The sequence below is a fragment of the Streptomyces buecherae genome, from assembly GCF_014295035.1.
GTDB classification, from domain to species: domain Bacteria; phylum Actinomycetota; class Actinomycetes; order Streptomycetales; family Streptomycetaceae; genus Streptomyces; species Streptomyces youssoufiensis.
The window spans coordinates 987,579-1,013,306 of sequence record NZ_CP060404.1 but is presented as its reverse complement, the minus strand read 5'-3'; the positions used below and the strand labels follow the sequence as shown (position 1 = coordinate 1,013,306).

Annotated in this window: 22 protein-coding genes; 9 read left to right on the top strand and 13 right to left on the bottom strand. The window is 72.9% G+C overall.

Annotated features, from left to right (window positions below):
• The first annotated feature begins 404 nt into the window (after positions 1-404).
• The gene (locus tag H7H31_RS33640; protein ID WP_232109667.1) at positions 405-2,936 is read left to right on the top strand and encodes a putative bifunctional diguanylate cyclase/phosphodiesterase; all 2,532 of its coding nucleotides are present in this window, start codon (positions 405-407) and stop codon (positions 2,934-2,936) included.
• A 245-nt stretch (positions 2,937-3,181) separates the two neighbouring features.
• On the opposite strand, the gene H7H31_RS03620 is transcribed toward H7H31_RS33640, so the two are convergent.
• The gene (locus H7H31_RS03620; RefSeq protein ID WP_187060119.1) at positions 3,182-3,571 is read right to left on the bottom strand and encodes a DUF779 domain-containing protein; all 390 of its coding nucleotides are present in this window, start codon (positions 3,569-3,571) and stop codon (positions 3,182-3,184) included.
• A 403-nt stretch (positions 3,572-3,974) separates the two neighbouring features.
• Here H7H31_RS03620 and H7H31_RS03615 point away from each other — a divergent pair, with 403 nt between their 5' ends.
• Positions 3,975-4,943: a hypothetical protein gene (locus H7H31_RS03615; protein WP_197995945.1), complete on the top strand. Its 969-nt coding sequence runs from the start codon at positions 3,975-3,977 to the stop codon at positions 4,941-4,943.
• Between the two features lie 30 nt (positions 4,944-4,973).
• Here H7H31_RS03615 and H7H31_RS03610 read toward each other — a convergent pair whose 3' ends face one another.
• The 3 genes from H7H31_RS03610 to H7H31_RS03600 form a co-directional block, all read right to left on the bottom strand.
• On the bottom strand, positions 4,974-5,435 hold the full coding sequence (locus H7H31_RS03610) for an NUDIX hydrolase (RefSeq protein ID WP_187062547.1): 462 nt from the start codon (positions 5,433-5,435) through the stop codon (positions 4,974-4,976).
• Between the two features lie 132 nt (positions 5,436-5,567).
• Positions 5,568-7,547, bottom strand: a complete 1,980-nt coding sequence (gene htpG, locus H7H31_RS03605) for a molecular chaperone HtpG (RefSeq protein WP_187062546.1) — start codon at positions 7,545-7,547, stop codon at positions 5,568-5,570.
• A 133-nt stretch (positions 7,548-7,680) separates the two neighbouring features.
• Entirely contained in the window at positions 7,681-8,583 is a 903-nt protein-coding gene (locus H7H31_RS03600; RefSeq protein WP_187062545.1) for an MBL fold metallo-hydrolase, read from the bottom strand.
• Between the two features lie 154 nt (positions 8,584-8,737).
• Between H7H31_RS03600 and H7H31_RS03595 the strand changes: the two genes are divergently transcribed.
• Complete coding sequence (locus tag H7H31_RS03595; protein WP_187062544.1) at positions 8,738-9,649, top strand: LysR family transcriptional regulator; 912 nt, start codon at positions 8,738-8,740, stop codon at positions 9,647-9,649.
• A gap of 55 nt (positions 9,650-9,704) precedes the next feature.
• Here the strand turns inward: H7H31_RS03595 and H7H31_RS03590 are convergent, their stop codons facing one another.
• Positions 9,705-10,469, bottom strand: a complete 765-nt coding sequence (locus tag H7H31_RS03590; protein ID WP_187062543.1) for an SDR family oxidoreductase — start codon at positions 10,467-10,469, stop codon at positions 9,705-9,707.
• Positions 10,470-10,651: 182 nt separating this feature from the next.
• Positions 10,652-11,524 carry a helix-turn-helix domain-containing protein gene (locus H7H31_RS03585; RefSeq protein WP_187062542.1) on the bottom strand — a complete coding sequence of 291 codons (873 nt, stop codon included), beginning with the start codon at positions 11,522-11,524 and terminating at the stop codon, positions 10,652-10,654.
• A gap of 1,208 nt (positions 11,525-12,732) precedes the next feature.
• Between H7H31_RS03585 and H7H31_RS03580 the strand changes: the two genes are divergently transcribed.
• On the top strand, positions 12,733-13,440 hold the full coding sequence (locus H7H31_RS03580; protein ID WP_187062541.1) for a LuxR family transcriptional regulator: 708 nt from the start codon (positions 12,733-12,735) through the stop codon (positions 13,438-13,440).
• 932 nt (positions 13,441-14,372) lie between these two features.
• Positions 14,373-15,818, top strand: coding sequence for a glyceraldehyde-3-phosphate dehydrogenase (locus tag H7H31_RS03575; protein WP_187062540.1), 1,446 nt, complete (start codon positions 14,373-14,375; stop codon positions 15,816-15,818).
• Positions 15,819-15,981: 163 nt separating this feature from the next.
• Here the strand turns inward: H7H31_RS03575 and H7H31_RS03570 are convergent, their stop codons facing one another.
• Positions 15,982-16,488, bottom strand: a complete 507-nt coding sequence (locus H7H31_RS03570) for a hypothetical protein (RefSeq protein WP_187062539.1) — start codon at positions 16,486-16,488, stop codon at positions 15,982-15,984.
• Positions 16,489-16,631: 143 nt separating this feature from the next.
• Between H7H31_RS03570 and H7H31_RS03565 the strand changes: the two genes are divergently transcribed.
• Together H7H31_RS03565 and H7H31_RS03560 are read left to right on the top strand one after the other, a co-directional pair.
• Positions 16,632-17,525 (top strand): alpha/beta hydrolase, encoded by an 894-nt coding sequence (locus tag H7H31_RS03565; RefSeq protein WP_187062538.1) that lies wholly within the window; start codon positions 16,632-16,634, stop codon positions 17,523-17,525.
• A 132-nt stretch (positions 17,526-17,657) separates the two neighbouring features.
• A complete protein-coding gene (locus tag H7H31_RS03560; RefSeq protein WP_187062537.1) occupies positions 17,658-18,308 on the top strand; it encodes a TetR/AcrR family transcriptional regulator in 651 nt (216 codons plus the stop codon).
• A gap of 99 nt (positions 18,309-18,407) precedes the next feature.
• Here H7H31_RS03560 and fabI read toward each other — a convergent pair whose 3' ends face one another.
• Complete coding sequence (fabI, locus tag H7H31_RS03555) at positions 18,408-19,187, bottom strand: enoyl-ACP reductase FabI (protein WP_187062536.1); 780 nt, start codon at positions 19,185-19,187, stop codon at positions 18,408-18,410.
• Positions 19,184-20,047, bottom strand: coding sequence for an alpha/beta hydrolase (locus H7H31_RS03550; protein WP_187062535.1), 864 nt, complete (start codon positions 20,045-20,047; stop codon positions 19,184-19,186). The genes fabI and H7H31_RS03550 overlap by 4 nt, the downstream gene beginning before the upstream one ends.
• Before the next feature lie 115 nt (positions 20,048-20,162).
• On the opposite strand from H7H31_RS03550, the gene H7H31_RS03545 reads away from it, so the two are divergent.
• Together H7H31_RS03545 and H7H31_RS03540 are read left to right on the top strand one after the other, a co-directional pair.
• Positions 20,163-20,381: a hypothetical protein gene (locus H7H31_RS03545; RefSeq protein ID WP_187062534.1), complete on the top strand. Its 219-nt coding sequence runs from the start codon at positions 20,163-20,165 to the stop codon at positions 20,379-20,381.
• Between the two features lie 276 nt (positions 20,382-20,657).
• Positions 20,658-21,035, top strand: a complete 378-nt coding sequence (locus H7H31_RS03540; RefSeq protein ID WP_176165083.1) for an immunity 51 family protein — start codon at positions 20,658-20,660, stop codon at positions 21,033-21,035.
• Between the two features lie 44 nt (positions 21,036-21,079).
• Here the strand turns inward: H7H31_RS03540 and H7H31_RS03535 are convergent, their stop codons facing one another.
• The 4 genes from H7H31_RS03535 to H7H31_RS03520 all read right to left on the bottom strand — a co-directional run bounded on the left by H7H31_RS03535 (position 21,080) and on the right by H7H31_RS03520 (position 25,642).
• Complete coding sequence (locus H7H31_RS03535) at positions 21,080-22,051, bottom strand: acyl-ACP desaturase (protein ID WP_187060375.1); 972 nt, start codon at positions 22,049-22,051, stop codon at positions 21,080-21,082.
• Between the two features lie 43 nt (positions 22,052-22,094).
• Positions 22,095-23,561, bottom strand: coding sequence for a DHA2 family efflux MFS transporter permease subunit (locus tag H7H31_RS03530; RefSeq protein WP_187060374.1), 1,467 nt, complete (start codon positions 23,559-23,561; stop codon positions 22,095-22,097).
• 121 nt (positions 23,562-23,682) lie between these two features.
• Positions 23,683-24,549 carry an alpha/beta hydrolase gene (locus H7H31_RS03525; RefSeq protein ID WP_187060373.1) on the bottom strand — a complete coding sequence of 289 codons (867 nt, stop codon included), beginning with the start codon at positions 24,547-24,549 and terminating at the stop codon, positions 23,683-23,685.
• Between the two features lie 175 nt (positions 24,550-24,724).
• Positions 24,725-25,642 (bottom strand): phytanoyl-CoA dioxygenase family protein, encoded by a 918-nt coding sequence (locus tag H7H31_RS03520; RefSeq protein ID WP_187060372.1) that lies wholly within the window; start codon positions 25,640-25,642, stop codon positions 24,725-24,727.
• Positions 25,643-25,728: the final 86 nt, after the last annotated feature.

Here is a 25,728-nt window from a genome sequence, read left to right as displayed (position 1 = left end):
GAGCGCCCGGGCGCCCCGCGGCGCTCCGGAACCCCGCGCACCAGAGTGCGACGGGCGGCGAGGTGGCGGTAAGGCGCCACAGCGGGAACGGACGTACGACGGAAAATGGCCGCACATCGAAACACCTCGGCCACGGCGCTGCATTGGTACGCCACGTCCGTACCTGTGAGCCTCCTCTACCTCATCAGGCCCACTTCACACGCGCACCAGGCGACGCGACCACGCTGGGCACGGCAGAATTCCCCCTGGCCCGCGGCCAGATGCGGATCGTGGATTTCCGTTTGCGTCTTCCCTTCGAACGGGCGATCAGTAATGTCTGCTCAGCAACGGTGCGCGGAGCCGGACCACACCCCCCGGGAGATCTGGAGAGTACTGATGGAGCGGGCCGCAGTGAGGCGCGAGGCGTGACCGCGAGGCCGAGCGGGACACAGGACGCGGAGCCGTACAGTACGGGGCCGGAGAGCGAGGACGATCGGCTCCGACGCTTCGCCAGGATCTGGAGTCGGGCCATTCGCCCGTCCACGGCGATCTCCATGCCCGAGGGCGAGTTCGTGGAGCACCTGGTGCCCCTCGCGCGCCGGTTGCGGGACGCGCTGCGCACCATGCCGTTGAACACCCAACCCGCCTACGAGGTGGGCCAGGCGCTCGTCGCGGCCCGGTGCGACGTCGCGGGCGGGCTGCCGGTCACGCTCGGCGTGCTCGACGCCTACCTGGTGCTGTACTGCCCGCCCAGGCGACCGATGCCGGCGGAGGAGAGCCGGGCCCGGTGCGCCAGGCTCCAGCACGCGCTCGCCGCCGGCTTCGCGCACGCGCTGAGTGAGCGGGCCAAGGGCGAGCAGGAGTCGGTCTCCCGGGAGGCGCTGGCCGCGCGCGCCGCCGCGGAACAGGCCCTGCACGACAGCGAGGCCCGCTTCCAGGCGGTCTTCGACGGGGCGGTCATCGGCGTCGGCGTGGCGGACCTCAACGGTCAGGTGTTGCTGGTCAACGACGCCGTGGCCCGGATGTTCGGCCGGCCGGGCGACCACCTGCTGGGCGAGAACGTGGTGGACTGGGCGCACCCGGAGGACGCCCCGGCCGCGATGGAGATCTACCGCGAGCTGATCACCGGTCAGCGCGAGCACTTCCGGATGGAGAAGCCGTACTACCGGGGCGACGGCAGCGTGCTGTGGACCAACCTCACCGTCACCCTGCTGCGGGACGCGCACGGCAAGCCGCAGTACCAACTCGCCCTGATGGAGGACATCACCGAGCAGCGCCGGCTGCGTGACCGCCTGCGCTACGAGGCCACCCACGACGAGCTGACCGGCCTGCCCAACCGCACGCTGTTCTTCGAGCGCCTCGACGCGGTGATCGCGGGCCCGGCCGCCGCCGAGTCCACCGGGTTCGCCGAGCCCCACACCGCCGACGCGGACCGCGACCACCCGGCCGGGGCCGGCTGGGAGGCCGCGGCCCTGGCGGAGGCGGAGGCCGAGGCGATACCGGGGTCGTCCAGCCCGGCCGCCACCGACCACGCCCCCGTACCCGACGAGCACGGCCCGGCCGCCGACGAGCGGCGACCGTGGCGCCGGGGGACGAACGGCGCCGCCGCGCCCGCGCCCGGGGCGGCCTACGGGCCCGGCGACTTCGCGCGGCCCCCGGGCCCGCCCGACGAGCCGGCCACCGACCGCGAGGCGGGCGGTCGCGTGCCGGGCGCGGGGCGCGGGGCGGACGAGGCGGCCCGGTTCGGCATGTGCTACCTCGACCTGGACGGCTTCCGCGCCGTCAACGACAGCCTCGGCCACATCGTCGGCGACCACCTGCTGATCGCCGTCGCCGAACGGTTGCAGGGGTGCCTGACCTCGCCCTCCCAGATCGTCGCCCGCCCCGGCGGTGACGAGTTCTTCGCCCTCACCGCCGGGCCCACCGCCCAGCGCGACGCCATCGACCTCGCCGAGCGGATGCTGCGGGCGCTGGCCGAGCCGGTCCGGATCAAGGACCGGGACCTGTTGGTGCGCGCCAGCATCGGGGTCGCCAGCGGAACCCGCGGCGAGACCACCCGGGCCGCCGTGATGCGCAGCGTGGACATCGCGATGTACCGGGCGAAGGCGGCGGGCGGCAACCGGTACGAGGTCGCCGACGCCGCGTCCGACGCCCGCGTCATCGCCCGGCACAGCCTCACCAACGGGCTGCCCGCCGCGCTGGAGAAGGGCGAGTTCTTCATCGAGTACCAACCGCTGGTGCGCCTGGAGGACGGCACCGTACGCGGCGCCGAGGCCCTCGTGCGCTGGCTGCATCCGGTCCACGGGGTGCTCGGCCCCGACCAGTTCATCACCCTCGCCGAGAACACCGGGCTGATCGTGCCGCTCGGCCGCTGGGTGCTCGCCGAGGCCGCCCGGCAGGCCCGGGCCTGGCGGGACGCGGGCGACGACGGCGAGCCGCTGCGGGTCAACGTCAACCTGTCGCCGTGCCAACTGCGCTACCCCGACCTGGTATCCGACACCGTCGCGGTGCTCGACGAGGCGGGCCTCGACCCCGCGGCGCTGTGCCTTGAGGTGACCGAGAACGACCTGATCGGCGCGGACGAGGAGGCCCTGCGCCCGCTGCGGCAACTCGCCGACCTCGGCGTGGACATCGCCCTGGACGACTTCGGGACGGGCTACTCCAACCTCGCGTACCTGCGCCGCCTTCCGGTGAGCACGCTCAAGCTGGATCGGTCCTTCACACTGGGCATGCAGCGCGCTCCGGCCGACCCGGTGGACGTGAAGATCGTGGAGGGCATCGTCTCGCTGGCCCACACGCTCGACCTGGCCGTGACGGTGGAGGGCGTGGAGACCGGCTCGCAGGCGGAGCACCTGCGGATGCTCGGCTGCGACACGGCCCAGGGCTGGTACTACGCGCGGCCGGGCCCGCCGGACCGGCTGCACGAACTCGCCCTGACGGACGTGGCCAGCGGCTGACACCCCGGCGGCCGGCCCCGGGGCGAGCCGCCCCGTGCTCGCGGCGGCCTCCGCGCCGTCGCCGCGCGAAGGGCCGGGCGACGGAGGGCCGTACGGGCGGGGCGGGCGCGCCCGCCCGGCCAGCGGGCCGGCCGTTCGCCGCGTGAGCGGCCGGCCCGCCGGCGGCGAAGCGGCTGACGCACCGTCCGCGCCAGCCGCCGTCGTGGCGGCACCGGGCCGCCGCCCGGTGCCGGATCGCGGCCGAGTCACCCGTCGAGGAGGGCCTGCTCCTCGTCGGTGAAGAGCCGCGAGCGGATCAGGAACCGCACGCCCTCGGGGGCCTCCACCGAGAACCCGCTGCCCCGCCCCGGCACCACGTCCACCGTCAGGTGCGTGTGGCGCCAGCGCTCGAACTGCGGGCCCGCCATCCAGAAGTCGATCCGTTCGGCGAGCCCGTCCACCGCGAGCGAGGCGAGCAGCACGTCGGAGTCGCCGGTGCGGAACTCGCCCCGCGGGTAGCACATGGGCGAGCTGCCGTCGCAACAGCCGCCCGACTGGTGGAACATCAGCGGCCCGTGCACGCGGGTGAGCCGCCGCAGCAACTCCCGTGCCGCGTCGGTCAGTGCGATGCGCGAGACGCCGTACGCGTCGCCCATCCCGCCCTCCCCACCTCATCGCCGTACCGTCCACCCGCAGTGCCGACTCCCCAGGCGCGCGCCCCGTCGCCGCGCGTGCGCCGCGGCCGGTGGTCGCCGCACCGGCCCGCGGGCGACACCAGCTAACTGGGCGCGAGGTTGCGAGATGGTTGCAGGGCGATCCCTCCCGGCCACCCTGGCCGGCCGACCGGCGGCCCCGCCGCGCGGCCCGGCGTCGGCGCTCCCCGGCGGGGGCCGAACCCTTCCCGGGTGTTATGACGCCATGGAAGTAGGCGCGGGCGCGCGTCGGTCATACGTTGTGTCCACGACAAACGCGCGCCGGTCCGGCGCGGCCCGGCGCCGCGCGGCCCGGCGTGCGGAACCTGCCGTCCCCCTACCGTCCGTTCTGAGACGAGGTGTCCCCGTGAGCCGTGGACGATGGTCCCTCCGCCTGCTGACCGGCTGTCTCGCCCTGTCCCTGGGATCGGGCTACGTGGCCTCGGCGGCCCCCGCCCCCTCGGGGCAGCCGGCCCCCGCCCGCCCCGCCGGCGCCGCCGAACCCTTCTGCTACTCCGAGCCGTCGAACCCGCAGGCCGACGTCAGCGACCTGCGGGCCGCCTTCAACGCGTCGAACTGGATGCGCACCCTCCAGGCCATGTACCAGCGCCGCTGGCCCAGCGGCGAGAAGCTGGCCATCGCCCAGGCCAAGGACAAGTACTGGGACCAGTTCGTCAACAAGCGCAGCTTCGAGGGCTTCGCCGAGTCGATGATGGTGGCCATCCACGAGGAGACCCACATGTGGGACCTCGACCCGTCCCGGACGAAGTGGGACGTGTCCATCGCGGCCTGGATCAACGGCTCGCAGCAGGCGACACAGGTCCCCGTGCACGGCGGGTTCCCGCGCAAGGAGATCCTGCCGCTGATCAAGGACCGGCTCACCGCCTCCATGGACAACACCTACCTGCGCGACGCCACGCAGGGCACCTACCGCCTGCAGGGCGTGCTGGCCGAGCAGAACGCCGGGCTGACCGGTCTGCCGGCCGTGACGGTCGTCCACGAGTACATCAAGGGCGTCGGCGCCAGCAACGCCCGCGACATCGCCGCCACCAACCTGCGCTACCTGCTGCTCTACCTGCGGGTGGCCAAGACCAAGCACCCCGACTACTGGGCAAAAATCAAGGCCGAGCCCAAGCTGCGCGAGCTGGTGCTCACCCAGTTCCTGCGCACGGCGTACTGGTTGGAGAAGTCGGCGCCCTACACGGGCGTGGTCGGCGGCCCCGACGCCGACAAGATCACCGCGACGAACTACGCGCCGGAGAACATCGCCATCCTGGAGGAGTTCACCGGCCGCACGGTACGCAAGGACGCGCAGAAGCACTGCACCGCCGACTGACGCGCCCAGGGCCGCGCACGGACCCCGCCCCTACCGCCCGCCCCCCGGCGCGGTCGCCAGCCGCGGGTCGACGCGGCCCAGCCAGGCGTCCTGGTCGTCGGCCAGCGGCCGGGCCAGGGGGAGCGGCAGGAAGCGGCACGCGAACGTGAGGCCCGCGTCCGTGTCGGTGCCCGTGACGTGGTGCCGCCAGGCGTCGGGGGCGTCGGCCGGTGCGCGCAGCAGGAGGAAGGTGGTCCTGCGCGGCTGCCCGGTCTCGGGGTGTGGCTTGTCCTCGACGGCGAGCTCGCGGACGGCGGTGGCCGTCCGCAGCCCCGTCTCCTCGGCGACCTCGCGCAGCGCCGCCTCCTCGAAGCTCTCGCCCGGCCGGACCCCGCCCGCCGGGACCTGGGTGCCGGCCTCCGGCAGGCCGACGTGGTCGAAGACCAGGAGTTCCGGGCGGGCGGCGCGGTGGCGGAGCACGTAGGCGGCGACGCGGATTCTGGGCTGGCTCATCCCCGTAGGGTCGACCATCCGCCCCGTCCGACGCGAGCCGGTACACGACGCCGCCCCGCGGGCGCCCTCCGGTGGGAGGGGCTCGCGGGGCGGCGCGGCGGTCGGACCCGGGTCAGCGGCTCGCGGGCTGGCTCACAGCGCGCGCTCCAGGCGGTCGGCCATGAGCTTGACGAACCGCGCGGGGTCGGTCAGCTCCCCGCCCTCGGCCAGCAGCGCCATGTCGTAGATCAGCTCGGCGGTCTCCGCCAGGCCGTCGTCGCCCTCGCGGGCGGCACGCGCCTTGTTGAGGCCGCTGACCAGCGCGTGGTCCGGGTTGAGTTCGAGGATGCGCTTGGCGGTCGGCACCTCCTGGCCCATGGCGCGGTACATGTTCTGCAGCGCCGGGGTGACGTCGTGGGTGTCCGAGACCACGCAGGCGGGCGAGACGGTCAGGCGCGAGGACAGTCGCACCTCCTTGACGTGCTCGCCCAGCCGCTCCTTCATCCACGTCAGCAGGTCCGCGAACTCCTCCTGCCGCTTCTCGCGCGCGGAGTCGGCCTCCGCCTTCTCCTCCTCGGTGTCGAGGTCCACCTCGCCCTTGGCGATCGAGCGCAGTTGCTTGCCCTCGAACTCGGGGACGGCCTGCACCCACACCTCGTCGACCGGGTCGGTCAGCAGCAGCACCTCGATGCCCTTGGCGCGGAACGCCTCCATGTGCGGCGAGTTCTCGATGGCCTGCCGGGACTCGCCCGTCATGAAGTAGATGTCCTGCTGGCCCTCCTTCATCCGCTCCACGTACTCCCGCAGGGTCGTCAGCTCCTGCGCGTCGTGGGTGGAGGCGAACGAGGAGACGCCGAGGATCGCGTCGCGGTTCTCGAAGTCGCTGAGCAGCCCCTCCTTGAGGACCGGCCCGAACTCCCGCCAGAACGTGGCGTACCGGTCGGCGTGCGAGGCGCGCATGTCCTTGATCGTGGAGAGCACCTTCTTGGCCAACCGGCGGTGCATCAACTGGATCTGCCGGTCCTGCTGCAGGATCTCGCGCGAGACGTTCAGCGACAGGTCCTGCGCGTCGACCACGCCCTTGACGAAGCGCAGGTACGGCGGCAGCAGCGCCTCGCAGTGGTCCATGATGAAGACGCGCTTCACGTAGAGCTGGATGCCGCGCTTGAAGTCCTGCATGAACATGTCCTGCGGCGCGTGCGCCGGGATGAACAGCAGGGCCTGGTACTCGAAGGTACCCTCCGCGTGCAGCCGGATGGTTTCGAGCGGGTCGTTCCAGTCGTGGCTGATGTGCTTGTACAGCTCGTGGTACTCGTCGTCGCTCACCTCGTCCCGCGACCGCGCCCACAGCGCCTTCATCGAGTTCAGCGTCTCGGGCTCGGTCGCCTTCGCGGCGTCGTCGGCGTCCTTGGCGTCCTTGGCGTCCTTGGCGTCATCGGGGTCCGCCGCGTCGTCGCTCGCCGTCGCGGCGGGCTCGGCGGCCATCCTGATGGGCCAGGTGATGAAGTCCGAGTACCGCTTGACGATCTCCCTGATCTTCCACGGCGCGGTGTAGTCGTGCAGCCGGTCCTCGCTGTCCTCCGGCTTGAGCCGCAGCGTGACGGAGGTGCCCTGCGGCGCGTCCGCGACGTCCTCGATGCTGTACGTGCCCTCGCCGTCGGAGGTCCAGCGCGTGCCCTGGCTCTCGCCCGCCCGCCGGGTCAACAGCGTGACCTGGTCGGCCACCATGAAGCTGGCGTAGAAGCCGACGCCGAACTGGCCGATCAACCCCTCGGTCGACGCCGCGTCCTTGGCGTCCTGCGCCTCCTTCAGTTCGCGCAGGAACGCCGCGGTGCCCGAGTTGGCGATCGTCCCGATGAGCTTGATGACCTCCTCGCGCGACATGCCGATGCCGTTGTCCCGCACGGTCAGCGTACGGGCGCTCTTGTCGGCCTCGATGTCGATGTGGAGGTCTGACACGTCCACGTCGAGCGAGTCGTCGCGGAGCGCTTCGAGACGCAGCTTGTCCAGCGCGTCGGAGGCGTTGGAGACGAGTTCGCGCAGGAACACGTCCTTGTTCGAGTAAATCGAGTGGATCATCAACTGGAGAAGCTGGCGCGCTTCCACCTGAAACTCGAACGTCTCTGTCGGCATAATCCGTTTTTTCCTTTTCGGGCCACCAGGTGACGGTACTGACCTTGGCACTGTAGAACAGCCCGTCACCGCGTGGTTGCGGGGGCGCCCAACGAGCGGCCCCGCGACCCGCGCCCGGGGGCGTACGCGGCGGTCAGCCGGTGTGCTCGGCGCACAGGCACGCGACGCCCTTCGCAATCCACTCGCGGCCGGACCAGTCCGGGTGCCGCTGGACCATCAGCGCCTCGATCTCCTCGACGTGCGTCTGCTCGCTGGCGGCCCCGGCGCGCCGCATCCACGTCTCGTCCCACAGGAGTTGCAGGTAGTCACGCACGTCGGCCAGCAGTCGCGGGCCGCCGACCTCGCCGTGGCCGGGGACCACGACGCGCGGCGCCTCGGCCGCCAGGCGCCGCACGACCGCCAGCCAACGGGTGCCCGACACGTCGATGTCGTGCGGCGGGAACCACGGGAAGATCGCGAACTGCCGGGCCTCCACCAGGTCCCCGGTGAACATCACCCCCACGTCCGGCACCGTCACCACCTGGTCGCCCCTGCTGTGGGCCCGGCCCGTGGCCTGCAGGTGCACCACCCGGCCGCCCAGGTCCAGGCGGTGGGCCTGGCCGTAGACGACGTCGGGCCGGGGGAGTTCGACGCCGGCGAGCTGGCGCGCCACGGGCTCGCCGAGCCCCCGGAACATCTCCAGGTAACCGGCGCCCTTCACCGTGAGGTCCTCGGCCTGGGCCCGGTTGACCAGGTACGTCGCCGCCCCGGCGAAGACCTGCGCCCCGTAGGCGTGTTCCGGGTGGAAGTGCGTGGTCGTCAGGTACAGCTCGCGCCCCCCGGCGTAGTCGAGCGCGAAGTCCAGCACCCGTCGCGCGTTGCCCGGCCCCAGGCCCGTGTCGACCACCAGCACCGAGTGCTCGCCGCCGATCAGGCCGATGTTGGGCACCAGTCGCACCCGCCGGTCCGGGATGACCAGCACATCCCGGGCGATCTCCCGGGCGCCCGCGACATGGACGAGGGGCTCGGACGAGGCGGACAACACGGCATCGGACACGGGGACTCCTGGGGTGCGGGGCGGTGACGGGGGCGCCCGGGTCGCGGACGCGGTCGGCCGGCGGTTCCGGCCCGACCCAGTCCACCGCCTCGCCCACCGGGGCGTCCAACACCGATCGGGCATGCCCCATGCCGTACGGGTATCGTCGCCGCTGATGGAGCTACGCACGTTGCGCTACTTCGTGTCGGTGGCCGAGGAACTCCACTTCGGCAGGGCCGCCGCGCGCCTCCAGATGACCCAGCCCCCGCTGAGCCGGGCCATCCAGCGGTTGGAGACCGACCTCGGCTGCGCCCTGCTGCGCCGCTCGCCCGGCGGCGTGGCCCTCACCCCCGCCGGCGCGCTGCTGTACGAGGAGGCGCGGGCCCTGCTGGCACAGGCCGAACGGGCCCGCGCCCGGGTGGTCGCCGCGGCCGGGGCGGCCACCGTGACGCTGGGCACCCTCGCCGACAGCGTCGAGCAGACCGGCGCGGCGCTGGCCGCCGCGTTCCGGGACCGGCACCCCGGTGTACGCGTCGCCGTCCGCGAGGCCGACTTCGCCGATCCGACGGCCGGGCTGCGCGCCGGCCTCGTGGACGTGGCCCTGACCCGGGCGCCGTTCGCGAGCGACGGCATCGCCACCCACGTGCTGGGCTCGGACCCGGTCGGAGTGGTCCTGCGCGCCGACGACCCGCTGGCCGGCCGCGACCAGGTGTGCCTGGCCGACGTCGCCGACCGCCCGTGGTTCCGCTTCCCGGACGGCACCGACCCGGCGTGGCAGGCGTTCTGGGCCGCGACGAGCGAGCCGGAACGGCGTCGGCCGGGCCCCGTCGTGCGCACCGTCCACGAGTGCCTGCAGTCCGTGCTGTGGAGCGGCTCGGTGGGCCTGGCTCCGCTCGGCCACGCCCTGCCCGCGGGGCTCACGGTGGTCCCGCTGACCGACGCGCCGCCGAGCCGGTTGGTCATCGCCTGGCGGGCGGAGCGCCCCACGCCGCTCGTACGCTCCTTCGTCCGCATCGCCGCCGACCACTACCGGACCCGCGCCCCCCGCCCGGCGCCCGCCGACCCCGGCGGGGCGGGGCCCGGTTGACCCGGGAGGCGCGCGTGTCCTGGGCCGCCGCGTTCCCGGGCCGGGCGTCGATCGGTCAGCGGGTGGTGTAGCCGCCGTTGAGGAAGAGGGTCTGGCCGTTGGCCCACCAGCCGTCGGTGAGCAGCAGCCGCACCCAGGGCACGATGTCCTCGATCTTCGTGAGGTCGCCGTTCATGGCGGAGGACTTGTGGAAGGCGATGGCGTCCTCGTCCTCGGCGGGGTAGAAGAACGGGGTGTCCATCGGCCCGGGGGCGAGGTTGTTGACCGAGATGTTCCGGCCGAACAACTCCTTCGACAGGGCCCGTGCGAAGTGCTCGACCGGGGCCTTGCTGCCCGCGTACGACGAGTACAGGCCGGTGTACGCGGCGAGCAGCGAGGTGAGGATCGTGATGATCTTGCCGCCGTCCGCGATGCGGCGGGCCGCCTCGCGCATGACGAAGAACGCGGCCTTGGAGTTGACCGCGAACATCCGGTCGTACTCCTCCTCGGTGATCTCCGTCAGTGGCTTCTTGAGCACCATGCCGGCGGTGTTGACGCTGATGTCGAGCGTGCCGAAGCGCCCAAGGACCTCGTCGAAGGCCCGCTCGACCTCGCTCACCCGGGTCAGGTCGGCCTGGAGGGTGAACGCCTCGCCCGCGCCGGCGTTGATCCGCTCGGCGACCTCCTCGGCCGATGCCCGCGAGGACGCGCTGTTGTAGTGCACGGCGACGCGGGCGCCCGAGGCGCCCAGCGTGGTGCTGATCAGCCCGCCGAGGTTGCGCGAGGCGCCGCCGACGAAGGCGACCTTGCCGTTGAGTGTCGTGTCCGGGGTGTTGACCATGACGGCCTCCTGGGGGAGTGGCTGGGAGGGACAGGCCGGTGGATGCCGACCGTGCCACGCCCCCAGCCTCGCCGCGACCGCACGGATCGATCTTGAACGTTCCGCTCATCGGTGGAACGAACCACTCACGACCGCGCGCCCGGGCCGACGACGACCCGCTGCCACGACGCGGGCGGGCGGGGTCAGCGGCCCCCGTCGTGGCGCAGGAGGCGCGGCGTGGCTCCGTCGTGCCGGCGCATGGTCCGGGTCAGGTGGCTCTGGTCGGCGAACCCCGCCTCGGCCGCGATCTCCGCGATCGGCCGGTCGGTCCGTACGAGCTCGCGCCGCGCGTGCTCAAGGCGCCGCTGGAGCACGTACTGGTGGGGGGAGTCGCCGGTCGACGCCTTGAAGGCCCGGGTGAAGTGCGACTCGCTCACCCCCGCCACGGCGGCCAGCTCCGCCAGCGTGACCCGGCGGGCCAGGTGCGCGTGGATGAAGTCCACCACCTCGGCCAGCCGGCGCGGCGTCAGGCCGCCGGCCCGGGCCGTGGCGGACCCGCCCTGGCCCGCGACGCGCAACACCACCGCCGCGGCGGCCTGCACCAGCGACTGCGCGTACAACGGGTCCACGGGGCCGGGGCCGGCGTACTCGGCCACCAGCCGCTCCAGCAGCGTCCGCAGCAGGGGATCGGTGAAGTGGTAGCGCGGGACCAGCTCGACCTTGCCGGTGGCCCCGCCCTCGGCCGCCAGCTTCTCCAGCCACTCGGGTTCGATGCCCAGGAGCAGCAGTTCCACATCGTCCTGCCAGCGCGGTCGCGACGCCCAGTGGGCCGGGTTGACCAGCGCCTCGCCCATGTGGAACCGCTCCCTGCGCGGGGTGCCGTCCGCCGACCAGCGCAGGTTGGTCGAGCGCCCCGTGTGCACCACGAGGACGTGCGGCGGCGGGCCCGCCGGTGGCGGAGCGAGGTCGGAGGTGCCCGCGGCGCGCTCCACGGACCGCTCGACCACCGCGTGGTCGAGGTCGGTCCCGCTGCCGTGCGGGCACCGAGGGTGCGGCTTGATGTGTGAGGCACTCACGCCTTCCGGTATCCGACCCGGGCCCGGGTCGGGTGCCGCGGGCGGAAGCGCGGGGCCTGGGAACGGGCGTCGAACGGGCGGCTCGTGAGTGGTGTGTGAGCACCGTGTGGCGCGCGGTGTGGTGGTCAGTCCGCTGCGGTGACAGTTTGTGACAGCTTTCTGTCACCGTCCGTTTTGACAAAAGCCCAGCTCAGCGGGGAGGGCCCTGGCGAGTGTGAGGTATGTCACTCTCTTTTCGGAGGGGGACTGTGTCCGTTCCCCCGCCCTGGCTGCCCGGTTCGGGCAAAAAGCGGAACCCAGCTCGGCGTCATTCCTCGCAACGGGTGGGTTTCAGCGCCCGTTCGGGCAGTTTGGTAGGCGCATTTTCGGCCCTTATCCCACCCTTGTTTCCATGGGAGCGGGCTCGGCAGAGTGCAATTGAACGCCACTCGGACGCCCCGGGCGGGGCGTCTTCCACGCGGCCTGGTTACGGAAAGCGAGGCGGCCGGAACGTGCTCCGCGAACCGGATGGTCATCGGTGTTCCCGATCTTTCGCCAGTTGACGGGGGAAATTCTCGGAACGTGCCCTTCGAGCCAATGGGAGTCGTCCTACGCGTCCACTCACGTAAGCACGTACGGAGCTGCCCCGTCGTGCTCGGCGGGCCTGTCGTGAATGCCGTGAACGCCGCGTCGCGAGCGATTGCGCCGGATGATCGAACGCCTTGCGGTGTGGTGTGTCGGCGGCTATTCGAGCTGCCCGATCGCATGTTATTCGGCAGGTATTTCTGCCGCGCGGCGAAGTATTTGACTTTTCATATATTCGCTGAGTAGCGTCGCCGCCATGGTGAGGGGGTTTGCGGAAATGGTCACGGCAACTACCGGTCGTGCTCTCCGTGAATGGCATGCGTGCGGAGCGGGGGAAGTGTGAACGTGGTCCTGCCGCAATGCGAAAACCGGGCGGCCGGTCAACTCGCGCCCCTTCTCTTCATGGGACCCCGCACCCCGGAATGCGTCCGAGACGGTGGCCCTACCTCGGCAACGGAACGTTGCGGCGAAGAAATGGCCATGTTTTAGGGGGAGCTGTGCCAAGCATCTCTGTCAATGAAGTCAACGGCGCTACGGATTCCTCCGGAGGCCCTGACCCCACCGTTCCCGGCCCACGGCGTCCCGGCGGCGCGGAATTACCCACGGCGGGCCGAATGCCCGCCGCTGGGCGAGAGCGAACGGCGGTGCGGACCCGCGGACTCTTCGAATCCGTCGCCGATCGACGCGATGCCGACGAACAACTCCTGGCCACACTGGACCCCGCCGAGGGCGCCGGGGCCGTGGCCCGCGCGATCGACGCGGCGGAGCGGTCGCTGGTCGTCATCCTCTCCGAATGCGGCGACGGCGAAGCCGCCCGGCTCGTCCCGCGACTCGGACAGGCCGCTACGCGGGGCGTCGAGGTCCGGCTGCTGGCCGGGATGGCCCTGCTGGAGCACCGTTTCTTCATGGAACTGCTCGACACCTACGCGCCCGACGTGCGCGTGCGCCTGGTCCGCGAGTCGCTGCACGAAGCGGTGCTCGCCGACGGGACCGTGGGCGTGGCCTGGTCGCGCACCGGCCCGTCGATCGGCGGCCTCGCCGTGGTGCGCGCCCCCGACGTACTGCGCAACCTGCGGGCGCTCTTCCAGGTCTCCTGGACGAACAGCCCCACCCTCGCCGACTACCGGCGGCTCAGCGACCACGTGCGCAGCGACACGGCCCGCCAGATACTGCTGGCCCTCAGCTCGGGACGCACCGACGAGGCGGCGGCCCGGGGGCTCAGCATCTCGGTGCGTACCTACCGCCGGTACGTCGCCGAGATCATCCGCGAGCTGGGGGCCAACTCGCGCTTCCAGGCCGGCGCTCGGGCCGTGGAGCTGGGACTCCTGCCCTCGGTACCCGGCGGCTCCTGAGCACCCGCCCCCGCGCGCGGCGCCAGCCGGGGCGCGCCCGGCACCCGGGCGCGCCCCGCGCACGCCCGGGCCGCGCCCCCGACGGCAGGCACCCGCCGTCGGGGCGGCGCCGCGCCCGGCGGGCCGCCCGGCGTCGTGACCGCCACCGGTCACCGCACCAGGCCGTCCCGCCGCGCCCGACATCCGGCTACAGCCGGCAATGTCCTTGTGGGGGAGCGTAGTTGGTGGGGTGACCGATGCGGGAGACGACGGCTCCGCGGTCGATCGCGTACGGCGTGGGGACGGCGGAGGGGAGCACCGGCGGAGTCGCTGCTGCCCGGTGATCCGCGGCACGTGGGGAGCCACCGGCTGCTGGGCGGGCTCGGCGCCGTACCCGATGGACGTCAGCGGCGCGGTGGCGTTTCGGGCCCCCTCCCCGAGTCTTCTGCCCAGGGTCGGGGCCGTCGACGAGGAAGGGCTCACGCCATGACGAGCAAGGTCGGCGTCCTGCCCCAGGTCATCGGAAGCCTCAGTCGCACGGCCCCCGCCGCTCGGCCTGGCACGCTTTTCGTGCTGGGTACCAACGGCGGCGTCTCCGTGGCGCCGGACGCGGACTTCCCGCTTGGGGACCAGTGCCCCGGCGCCCTCGACCCGCCGCCCGAGCCCACCCCACGTACCCGAGCGCCGGCGACCAACCGAAACCGGTCGCCCCAGGCTTCGCGCGCGCACCGCGCGCACCGCGCGCACCTCAGGCGCACCGCCGGCCGCTGCGGCGAGAGCCCCGGCCGGCCCGAGTGTGGCGCTCTCACCAGCCTGGTACGCCGTACGCGCCCCGTACGCCGTACGCGAGAGGCGGCTGCGCGGCGGCATGGCGCATGTCACTAGCACCGAATGAACCAGCCAAACGGCGGAGGGCTAACATGTGAGCACCGCCTAGCTCGAAAGATAAATCTGTGACTGTCAATGAGGACTCGTTCACTGACTGGAAGAACCGCGAGGAGATCGCGGAGTCGATGATCCCGATCATCGGGAAGCTGCAGCGCGAGCGGGACGTCACCGTCCTGCTGCACAGCCGCTCCCTGGTGAACAAATCGGTCGTCAGCATCCTGAAGACGCATCGATTCGCTCGGCAGATCGCCGGTGAGGAGCTCTCGGTCACCGAGACGCTGCCGTTCCTCCAGGCGCTCGCCGCGCTCGATCTCGGCCCTTCCCAGATCGACATCGGCATGCTCGCCGCGCTGTACCGCACCGACGACCGTGGTCTGTCGGTGGCGGAGTTCACCGCTGAAGCCGTCGCCGGGGCCACCGGCGACAACAAGATCGAGTGCCGGGAGCCGCGCGACGTCGTCCTCTACGGCTTCGGCCGCATCGGCCGCCTCATCGCCCGCCTCCTCATCGAGAAGGCCGGCTCGGGCAACGGCCTGCGGCTGCGCGCCATCGTGGTCCGCAAGGGAGCGGGCCAGGACATCGTCAAGCGCGCGTCGCTGCTGCGCCGGGACTCCATCCACGGCCAGTTCCAGGGCACGATCACCGTTGACGAGGCGAACAGCAAGATCATCGCCAACGGCAACGAGATCAAGCTGATCTACGCCGACGACCCGTCCTCGGTGGACTACACGGCGTACGGCATCAAGGACGCCATCCTCGTGGACAACACGGGCAAGTGGCGCGACCGCGCGGGCCTCTCGCAGCACCTGCGCCCCGGCGTCGCCAAGGTCGTGCTGACCGCGCCGGGCAAGGGCGACGTCCCCAACATCGTGCACGGCGTCAACCACGACACGGTCAAGCCGGACGAGCGGATCCTGTCCTGCGCGTCGTGCACCACCAACGCGATCGTCCCGCCGCTGAAGGCGATGGCGGACGAGTACGGCGTGCTGCGCGGCCACGTGGAGACCGTCCACTCGTTCACCAACGACCAGAACCTGCTGGACAACTACCACAAGTCCGACCGACGTGGTCGTTCCGCCGCGCTCAACATGGTCATCACCGAGACCGGCGCCGCCTCGGCCGTCGCCAAGGCGCTGCCCGACCTCAACGCGCGGATCACCGGCAGCTCGATCCGCGTCCCGGTGCCGGACGTGTCGATCGCGATCCTGAGCCTGCGACTGGCGCGCGAGACCACCCGCGAGGAGGTCCTGGACTACCTGCGCAACGTGTCGCTGACCTCGCCGCTCAAGCGTCAGATCGACTTCATCAGCGCCCCCGACGCGGTCTCCAGCGACTTCATCGGCTCGCGCCACGCCTCGATCGTCGACGCCGGCGCCACCAAGGTCGAGGGCGACGACGCCATCCTCTACCTCTGGTACGACAACGAGTTCGGCTACTCGTGCCAGGTCATCCGGGTCGTCCAGCACGTCTCCGGGGTGGAGTACCCGACCTACCCGGCCCCGCAGGTCTAGCCCCACCCGGCGGCGCGCCATCCCGCGCCCCGCCATCTCGCACAGCCCTCACGAGCGGCGCCCGACGTACCCCGTCGGGCGCCGCTCGGGCGTGTGCCCGTAACCCCGCGACCGGTCCCGGCGCCAAGGCCGACCGAGTCCGCCGCCGAGGAGCCGGCCCGCGTCAGGCGTCGGCCCGGCCGGAGCACTGGCCCGGGTGGGTCGGCCCCGCGGCCCCGGGGTCGGTCGTCGCTTCCTGGGTGGGCCAGGGCGACTCCCCGGTGAGCAGGGAGCGGGCGGCCCGCAGGGTGGCGTCGTGCTCGAAGGTGGTGGCCCGCCAACTGGTCGAGCGCAGGGTGCCCCGGTCCCGGTACGCGCGCATGATCCGTACGTGGTCGTGGCGGGCCACGAAACCGTTCAGGGCCCGCGCGTCGCGCCAGACGGAGACCGAGCCCGAGCGGGGGCGCGCCACGTCGGAGGCCGCCCACAGCCACAGGCCCACCGCGCCCTCCAACCCGTCCCAGGACCGGCGCAGGGCCAGCCCCGCCAGGGCCACGCCGGGCGCGGTCCACGGTCGGTGGGCGGTGAACTCGGTCACGCTCACGAGGACCGGGCCGCCCCCCGCCCCCGCCGACCGGGGGAGGTCGGCCGGGCCGGGCTTCCACGGCGCGAACCAGATGGTGCTCGACACGGCGGCCTCCTTGGCCTTCTCGGCTGCTGAGCCGCTGGGCGGCCCCTCGCCCGAGCGGACGCCGGGTGGGCGCTCGGGCATAAAACTGCACGGACGGTCGTGCTAACGTAGCAGGCTCCAGGCGTCGATCGAGGAGTAGCGGGATGCAGCCCATCGAGGCAGTCGCGAGCACCACCCTCAACGTCGTCTCCCGGGTCTCCGGGCGGCTGGCGGGTGCCGGTGCGTTCCGCCTTTTCCACATGCCGTTCGCGCGGAGCAAGCTGCGGGGCCTCGAGCGCGAGCTGTTCGCGACGGCGACGGTGGAACACCTGGCGGTCGACAGCGGGCGCGCGGTGACCTACCGGTGGGGCGACGGGACCCGGCCGGTGCTGTTGGTGCACGGCTGGCAGTCGCGCGGGTCGCGGCTGTCCGAGTTCGTCCCCGGGCTCCTGGAGCGGGGCTACAGCGTCATCACCTTCGACGCGCCCGGCCACGGCGACGCGACCGGTCGCAGCACCACCATCCTCGACTACCGCGCCATCGTCACCGCCCTGCACGACCGGTACGGCACGTTCGAGGGCCTGGTGGCCCACTCGCTGGGTGTGTTGGGCTCGTTCTACGCGCTGCACCACGGCGTGCGCGCCGAGCGGATCGTGACCGTCAGCGGGGTGTGCGACTTCGACTTCCTCATCGAGGAGTTCAGCTCCGAACTCCGGCTCCGCGACCAGCTCACGGAGCGGTTGCGCCACCAGGTCGACCGGCGGCTCTTCCCCGACGTGCCGAGCGAGCGGACGCCCTTCTCGGTGACGCACGCGGTCGGCTCCGTGCACGCGCCGCTGCTGGTGGTCCACGACGAGGGCGACACGCGGATCGACGTCTCCCAGGGGCGCCGGATCGCCGCGGCGTTCGGCGAGCGGGCCCAGTTGATCATCACGCGGGACCTCGGGCACCGGCGCATCCTGGGCGACGCCGACGTGGTGCGCACGGTGCTGGACTTCGTCGAGCACGGCCCGAGCGCGATCGGCACGGCGCGGGCGCGGACGGCGTCCGCGGACTGAGGGGCGCGGGCCCGTGTGACGCAAACCGCACGATCGTCCGCACATTGGCTACACTGGGCGGTCCCCCCACCAGCACGTGCGCGGCTCTGGTGACCACGAGGGTCCGGCACCGGAAAGTAGGTAGACGCGGGCATGGCAGCGACGGCGACACATACCGACGGGCGGATCGCGCGCGGGAACCAGACCCGTCAGACGATTCTGAAGCGCACGGTGGAGATCGCCTCCGTCGAGGGCCTCGAAGGGCTCTCGCTGGGCCGCCTCGCGAGCGAACTCAAGCTGAGCAAGAGCGGCGTGTTCGCCCTGTTCGGCTCCAAGGAGGACCTGCAACTGGCCACCGTGCGGGCGGCCATCAAGGTCTACCTGGAGCACGTCGTCCAGCCGGCCCGCGACCTGCCGCCCGGCGTGGACCGGCTGTGGCGGGTGTGCACCGGATGGCTCACCTACTCCCGGGAGCGGGTCTTCCCCGGCGGCTGCTTCTTCTACTCGGTATCCGCCGAGTACGGCGCCCGCGAGGGCAAGGTCCACGACACCCTCGCCGCCGCCCGCACCAACTGGTTCGCCTATCTCGAACAGACCGTGCGCGAGGCCCAACAGGCCGGTGAGATCGCGGCCGACGCCGACGTCCCGCAGCTCGTCTTCGAGATCGTGGCGCTCCTGGAGATGGCCAACGCGGAGTCGGTCCTGCACGACGAGTCCACGTACTACGACATGGCGGCCAAGGCGATCGCCAGCCGCCTGCGCGCGGTGGTCACCGACCCCGCGCTGCTCCCCGAGGCGCCGTAGCGCACCCACGGCGACGCCGAGCCGGCGCGGCGGCCCGCACCACGGGGGTGGGCCGCCGTCGCCGTGCGCTCGGCCGCCGCGCGTCACGTCCCGACAGCTCTACGCTCCGATGGCGTGCACCCCGCCGTCCACGTGCACGATCTCGCCCGTCGTGCGGGGGAACCAGTCCGAGAGCAGCGCGACGACCGCGCGGGCGGTCGGTTCGGGGTCGGACAGGTCCCAGTCGAGCGGCGCGCGCGTGCGCCACACCTCGCGGAACGTCTCGAACCCCGGAATGGACCGGGCCGCCATCGTCTTGATCGGCCCGGCCGCCACCAGGTTGCAGCGGATGCCGTGCGGGCCGAGGTCGCGGGCGAGGTAGCGCGAGGTCGACTCGAGCGCGGCCTTGGCCACGCCCATCCAGTCGTACGCGGGCCACGCCGTCCGCGCGTCGAAGTCCAGCCCCACGATCGCCCCGCCGCGCTCCCGCATCAGCGGCAGTGTGGCCATGGCCAGGGCCTTGAGCGAGTACGCGGACACCTCGACCGCGGTGGCCACCGAACTCCACGGGGTGGCGAGGAAGTCGCCACCGAGCGCGTCGGGCGGCGCGAAGGCGATCGAGTGCACCACGCCGTCCAGGCGTGCGTCGCCGGTCGCCGACTCCCGTACCCGGTCCGCGAGGCCGTCCAGGTGGGCCTGGTTCTGGACGTCGAGTTCGATCAGCGGAGCGGGCTCGGGGAGCCGGCGGGCGATCCGCTCGACCAGGCTGAGCCGCCCGTGGCCGGTGAGCACCACGTCGGCGCCCTGTTCCTGGCACAGCCGGGCGGTGTGGAAGGCGATCGAGGACTCAAGCAGGACGCCGGTCACCAGGACGCGCTTGCCCGCGAGCAGGCCGCTCACCGCGCCGCCTCCGCGCCCGGAAGCCCGCCGCTGACGGCGCCCGTGCTCACGAAGTCGCCGACGGCCGCCACGAGTTGGGGCGAGCCGAGGATGCGCCGGTGGCCGAACCTGCGGGTGGTGAGCGTCCGCGCCCGCTCGCCGTACGCCGCCGCGATGCGCCGCGCCTGCTCGGGGCCGACCGCCTCGTCGTCCTCGTCGTGCACCAACAGGAGCGGTGGGCGCGGGTCGGCGACCCCGGTCAGGACCGAGAAGCGCGCCCACAGGTCGGCCTCGCCCGGGTACAGGTCCCGCTCGATCCGGTGCCGCAACTCGTCCCGCAGACGCGGCGTCAGCCCCGTGTGGGCGCAGAACGCGTCGACCACGTAGCCGAAGTCCGGCACCGAGCTGATCGCCACCACCCGCCGCGCGCGCACCCCGTCGCGCAGGGCGAGGAAGGAGGCGGTGACGCCGAAGGAGTGCGCGACCACGGCCTCGAACGGGCCGTGTGCCTCGTGGAGTTGGCCGATGGCGTCGCGGTACTCGATCAACGTCGTACTGTCGCCGTCGGACTCACCGTGCCCCGGTGCGTCGAAGGCCAGCGGGCTGTAACCCAGTTCGAGCAGGCGGGTGACGACCTTGGCGTACCGCGAGGCGCGCGACTCCCAGCCGTGCACCAACAGCACCGGGCGTGCGCCGTCGCCCCACCGGTAGGTGGCCACCGCGGTGTCGCCCACGGTCAGCCGGCCCCACCGCGCGCCCTCCATGGCCGCGCGCTCGCCGGGTCGCGGCCTGCTGCGCCCCTGGGGCCGGCGGAAGAGGTCGAACAGGCGCTGTCCCTCGTCGCTGAGGGGCGCCTCGACGCGGGGCGTCGCATGGTCCATGGCACGCCTTCCCGATGCGATCACAGTGAACGAGATGCTAGCACGATCGTTCGCTTATATTTACTCCACTCGGCGGCGGTAAGGCGTCACGGGTTATAAAAGAGAACGCACGGTCGTGCTAGTATTCAGTCTCCGTACGACCGGTCAACTCTCATCCCTGGAGGGCGAGATGGCGCTCGCGCAGCCCTGTCCCCGAGCGGACCAGGAGTCGGTTCGCCCGCCGGGCCCGAACCAGTGGCTCAAGGACCACCTCGACTCCGTGATCGACGCCCAACTCCTCGCGGACGCCCGCGGCGGCCACCTCGCGCGGCCCGAGCCGGCGACGCCACGGTGAGCGCGGTCGGACACGCCCGGGGCGCGGTCGCGGTGCGGACGCCCGAGGGGGCCCGCGACCACGGCGCGCCGGCCGGCGTCGAGCGGGCGCGGTGGGCGGGCGCGCGCGTACGGGGCGGGGGAGCCGCCCGCGCGGGGCTCGACCGGGGGGCGAGCCCCGCGCGGTAGGGGCGCGGGTGGGGGGTTGCCGGGGCGCTCGATCGGCTGACCCCCACTCGCGGCCCGCGCCTACTCGCGAGGCGCCGGCGTTGTCGTACCCCCTGCCTACGATGCCCACATGAGCACTGAGCCGACCGAGCCGACCGACCGCGAGAGCTTCGCTCCGCTGATGTTCCTGGAGTACGACTCCGCGCCGGGCAGTTACGGGCTGATCCTGAGCGACGACCACATGGTCTCCACCGCCGCGGCCTTCGGCGAGCGCGGTCACGAGGGCGGCGGGTACGACTGGGAGGCCGTCGCCCGTTCCGCGATACGCTCGCGCGCCCCGGAGTTGGCGGAGCGCGTCGCGTACGACTGTGAGGCGGGCATGTTCGCCGCGCACGGCACGGACGCGGGCGCGCTGCGCCGCCTGGGCGCGCTGCTGAGCGAGGCCCACCGCGATCCGGCCGTGCTGGCCGCGTACCTGGAGGCGGCGGACCCGGACTGGTTCGACTGACCGTTGGCGGCGCACCCGCGCGGGTGCGCCGCCAACGGGGCCGGTCAGACAGTGGTCGTCGCGCGCTTGGCGCGCGCCGCCCGGATGCCCTCGCGCCGCGTGGTGAAGGAGGTCGCCTTGGCCTCCAACCGCGTGAGGAAGGCTTCGAGTTCCTCCCGGGCGGCCTCGCCGGCCGGTCCGAGGCCCGACCGCTCGAAGACGCGCAGCTTGCGCAGGATCGGCAGGACCACGTGGTCCCGGTGCAGCCGCAGGTCGTAGATGCCGGCCAGGGCGATCTCCGCGGACTTGCGCCCGAAGTCCTTGATCGTCGAGCCGGGCATCTCGAAGCCGACGACGACGTCGCGTACGACCCCCATGGCGGTGTCCGGGGCCAGTTCGAACGCGGCCTCGACCAGGTTGCGGTAGAAGACCATGTGCAGGTTCTCGTCCGTGGCGATCCTGGCCAGCAGCGCGTCGCAGACCGGATCGCCGCTGGCCTGGCCGGTGTTGCGGTGCGAGATGCGGGTGGCCAGCTCCTGGAAGGCGGCGTACGCGATGGCGTGCAGGGCGCTGTAGCCGTCGGGCCGGGTGTAGCCGGCCGACATGTGCGCCATCCGGGCGCGCTCCAGGGCCCTGGGGTCCACGGCGCGGGTCACCAGCAGGTAGTCCCGCAGGGCCGCGCCGTGCCGGGCCTCCTCGGCCGTCCAGCGGTCGACCCAGGTGCCCCAGGGGCCGTCCTTGCCGAACTCGGCCACCGCGAAGTGGTAGCCGGGCAGGTTGTCCTCGGTCAGCAGGTTGACCACGAGCGAGAGGCGGGCCACCTCGGGCAGCGTGGCCTCGTCCGCCGTCCACGGGCGCCCGCCGAGCGGCCCGTCGAACTCCCGGCCCGCGCTCCAGGGGATGTACTCGTGCGGGAACCACTCCCTGGCCACGTCGAGATGGCGGTGGAGGTTGTGCTCCACCACCGGTTGGAGCTCGGCGAGCAGCGCGTGCTCGGCGCGGGCCGCGGTGCGGTCGGATCGGTCGATGGGTGGCATGGTGCTCGCTTCCTCGCGTCGCGGGCGCGGCGGGGGTCGCCCGCTAGCGCTCCGGGTGTGGACGGTGCCCCGTGGCCCGGGCGCGGATCGTGGGCGCGACGGCCATGGCGGCCACCGAGCCGACCGCGCAGGCCAGGAACACGTGCAGGTAGCCCTGGTCGTCCCGGGGGCCGTGGCGCTCCAGGATCGCGGCCAGGGCGGCGATCCCCAGCGCGCCGCCGACCTGGCGTGTCGTCATCAGCAGGCCGGAGCCGGAGGCGAAACGGTGGGGTTCCAGCGACGCCGTGGCCGCGTTGGAGATCGCGGTCAGGGCCGCCCCGATGCCGAGCCCCGCCAGGACGCCGATGGGCAGCCACAGGGTCAGGTAGGCGCGCTCGGTCCCCAGCAGCAGGTACATCGCGGCGCAGGAGGCGGCGAAGAGCGCGGAGCCGATGGCCACGGCGGCCCACTGGGCCCGCGGTCCCACCCGGCGCCCGACCACCGTGGCGCCGACGGCGGCGGCGAAGGCGCCCGGCGTCACCGCGAGGCCCGCCTTCAACTCCGAGTAGCCCCAGACGGCGTTGAGGAACAGCAGGGTGCTCAGGAGATAGGCGTACATGGCCGCGCCGAACAGCAGCGAGGCCACGTTGGTGGCGGCGAAGGCGCGGCTGCGCCACAGGTCCCACTCGACGGCGGGCGCGGCGTGCCGCCGGGAGACCAGCAGGGCCGCGGCGAGGAGGACGGCGCCGGCCGCCAGCAGGGCCAGCACCCGGCCGCTGCCCCAGCCCCACTCCGTCCCCTGCGTCACGCCGAACACGATGCCGCCGATGCCGAGCGCCAGGGCCGCGGTGCCCACCGGGTCGGGCAGCCGGCGCCCGCTGGGCGCGTCGCCGGTGAGGCGCACCGCGACGGCCGCGATGGCGAGCCCGATCGGCAGGTTGATCAGGAAGACGCTGCGCCACCCCCACGCGTCCACCAGCAGGCCGCCCAGGCTCGGGCCGACGGCGGCGGCCATGCTGCCGACCGCGCCCCAGACGCCGACGGCGACCTGTCGGCGCTCCGCCGGCGTGTGCTGGAGCACCAGGCCGAGCGCCGAGGGGATCATCCCCGCCGCCGCCACGCCCTGCAGCGCGCGGGCGGCCACGAGCATCGGCACGCCCACCGCGAGCCCGCTCAGCACGGAGGCGAGGGTGAACAGCACGGTGGACCAGACGAAGAGCTTCTTGCGCCCGAGCACGTCGGCGGTGCGCCCGGCGACCGCGAGCAGCGCGGCGAAGACCACCGTGTACGCCGTGATGACCCAGGTCAGTTGGGACAGCGAGGCGTCGGTGAAGTCCGCCCGCAGGTCGGCGAAGGCGATGTTGACGATCGTGGTGTCGAGTACCGCGAGGAACGTGGCCCCCGACGCGACGAGCAGCGCGAGCCTGGCCGTGGCCGCCGCCTGGGCGGAGCCCGGCCGAAGCCGCTCGTCGCGCGGCGCCGCCTCCGGTGGCGGGCTGGCGTCTGGTGAGTGGGGTGAGGCGGTGGTCATGCGGGGTCCCTTCGCCATCGAACGCGCGGTGGTCGTCGGACGCGCGGCGGTCATCGGAGCGCCGCTGCGGTCATCGAGGCGCCGCCGACGCCCGATAAAACTAAACGATCGTGCGTTCAATTTAAAGGGTGGTCCGCCGGGCGGCCGGCCCGATGAACTCCAGCGCGCTGTCGATCACGGCCGGCTCGCCCAGCACCTTCCGATGGCCGAGGCCACGGGTGACGACCAACTCCGCCCGCGCCCCGTACGCCGCGCGCAGCGCGTGCGCCTGCGCGAGGGGGACCAGGTCGTCGTCCGCGTCGTGGATCAGGCGCACCGGCACGTCGATCTCCGTGGCCGCCCGCACCGCGTCGAACAGCGCCCACGGGTCGGCCACGTGCCCGAACAGTCGGTGCTCGATCCGCTCGCGCAGGTCCTGCCGCAGGCTCGGCGACAGCCCGAGCAGCCGGGCGAACGCGTCGGGGAAGTGGTCGAAGTCCCGCACCGCCGCGACCGTCACCAGCCGCTCGGCCCGCGCGCCGCCGCGTAGCGCCAGGAACGCGCTGGTGGCACCGAGCGAGTGGGCGACGATCGCGTGGAACCTGCCGTACCGCTCCTGGAGTTGGCCGATGATCTCCCGGTACTCCAGCACGGTCGTGTCGCGCCCCGCCGACGCGCCGTGGCCCGGCGCGTCGAAGGACAGCCCCGTCAGCCCCAGCGCCTCAAGGCGCGGCACGAACCCGGCGTACCGCGAGGCCCGGGACTGCCACCCGTGCAGCATCAGCACGGGCGCGCCGCCGTCTCCCCAGCGATAGCACCGCACCCGCTTGCCGGCCACCACCAACTCCTCGACGGCGGCCCGCTCGTGGACGGCGCGCTCGCGCGGCAGCACCTTGCCGCGCCGCAGCGGATGGCGGAACAGCGCGTACGCCGCCCGCCCGGCCAGCTCGGGCGCCGGGCGCGCCAGCGCGTTCAGGGCCGCGCCGACGAGCGGCGCCGCGCGGCTCACGCGCGCGCCTCGGGAGTGGGGGACGGATTCCGCATCGGTTCAGCTCTCTCCTCGTTGGGTGCGGCGTTTCGTCACGTCGTGGTGCTGCGATCTCGCGATGGCCTGGGGGCGTCGGTGCGGGGCGGCCGTTCCGGCGCGCGGGCGGGGCCGGCGCCGCCCCGCCCGACGGCGCGCGTCAGCGGCTGCTCCACAGCAGCGGCAGGAACTCCGAGTCGCCGTAGTCGGGCCTGCCGTCGGCCGTCCTGCGCACCAGCACGTCGTGGTTGTACGAGACGGGCGTGCCGTCCGAGCGGGTGAAGGCGCGGTAGCGGTTCTCGGTGTCCTGGAGGTGGAGGGAGACGGCCCGTCGGGGGCGGTCGCTCACGTTCGGGCCGCTGCCGTGGTAGGTGCGGCAGTGGTGGAAGCTGACGTGGCCCCTGGGTATGCGCATCGGGACCTTGCGCACCCGCACGCCGTTGTAGCGGGCGTTCTCCTCCAACATGGCCTCCAGCTCGTCGCGGTCGCGGTCGGCGAAGTGCAGCGAGGTCGCGTCGTTGGCCGCGGTCTCGCGCCACCGGTGGCTGCCGTCCACCATCGTGATCGTGCCCATCTCCTCGTCGCAGTCGTGGAAGGGGATGAACGCGGTCAGCATCCGCTCGGAGGTGGAGGTGGCCCAGTAGTGCCGGTCGAAGTGCCAGGGCACGACGTTCGACGGCTCACCGGCCACCGGCGGCTTGTAGATCAGCGTGGACTGGAAGACCCGGATCGCCTCCGCCCGGGCCAGGCGCGCCGCCACCGCGCCCAGCAGCGGCTTGCGCAGGACGCGGCCGATCGTGTCGTCCTCGTAGTGGATGTAGTCGTTGTGCCGCTGTACGGGGCCGTCCGCCGGCTCCCAGTACGCCAGCCTGGGCGGCCGGACGGGTAGTCTCCGGTCGCGGTGGCCGCCGTAGAAGCGCTCGCTCGCCGAGACCAGGAGGTCGGTCTCCTCGTCGGTGAACAGCTTCTTTGACAAGTACCAGCCGTGTTCGGCGTAGGCGGCGACGTCCTCGTCCGACGGCAGGAGGGCGTGCTCCTCGTCGGTCAGCGTGAACTCGGCTGCGTCCTGAACAGTCACGGGATTCCTAACGTACGACGGGTGCGGGTGCGGGTGCGGGTCCGGGCGCGGTGGGGTCGGCGGGGCGCTGCCGGGGCGTGGCGGGC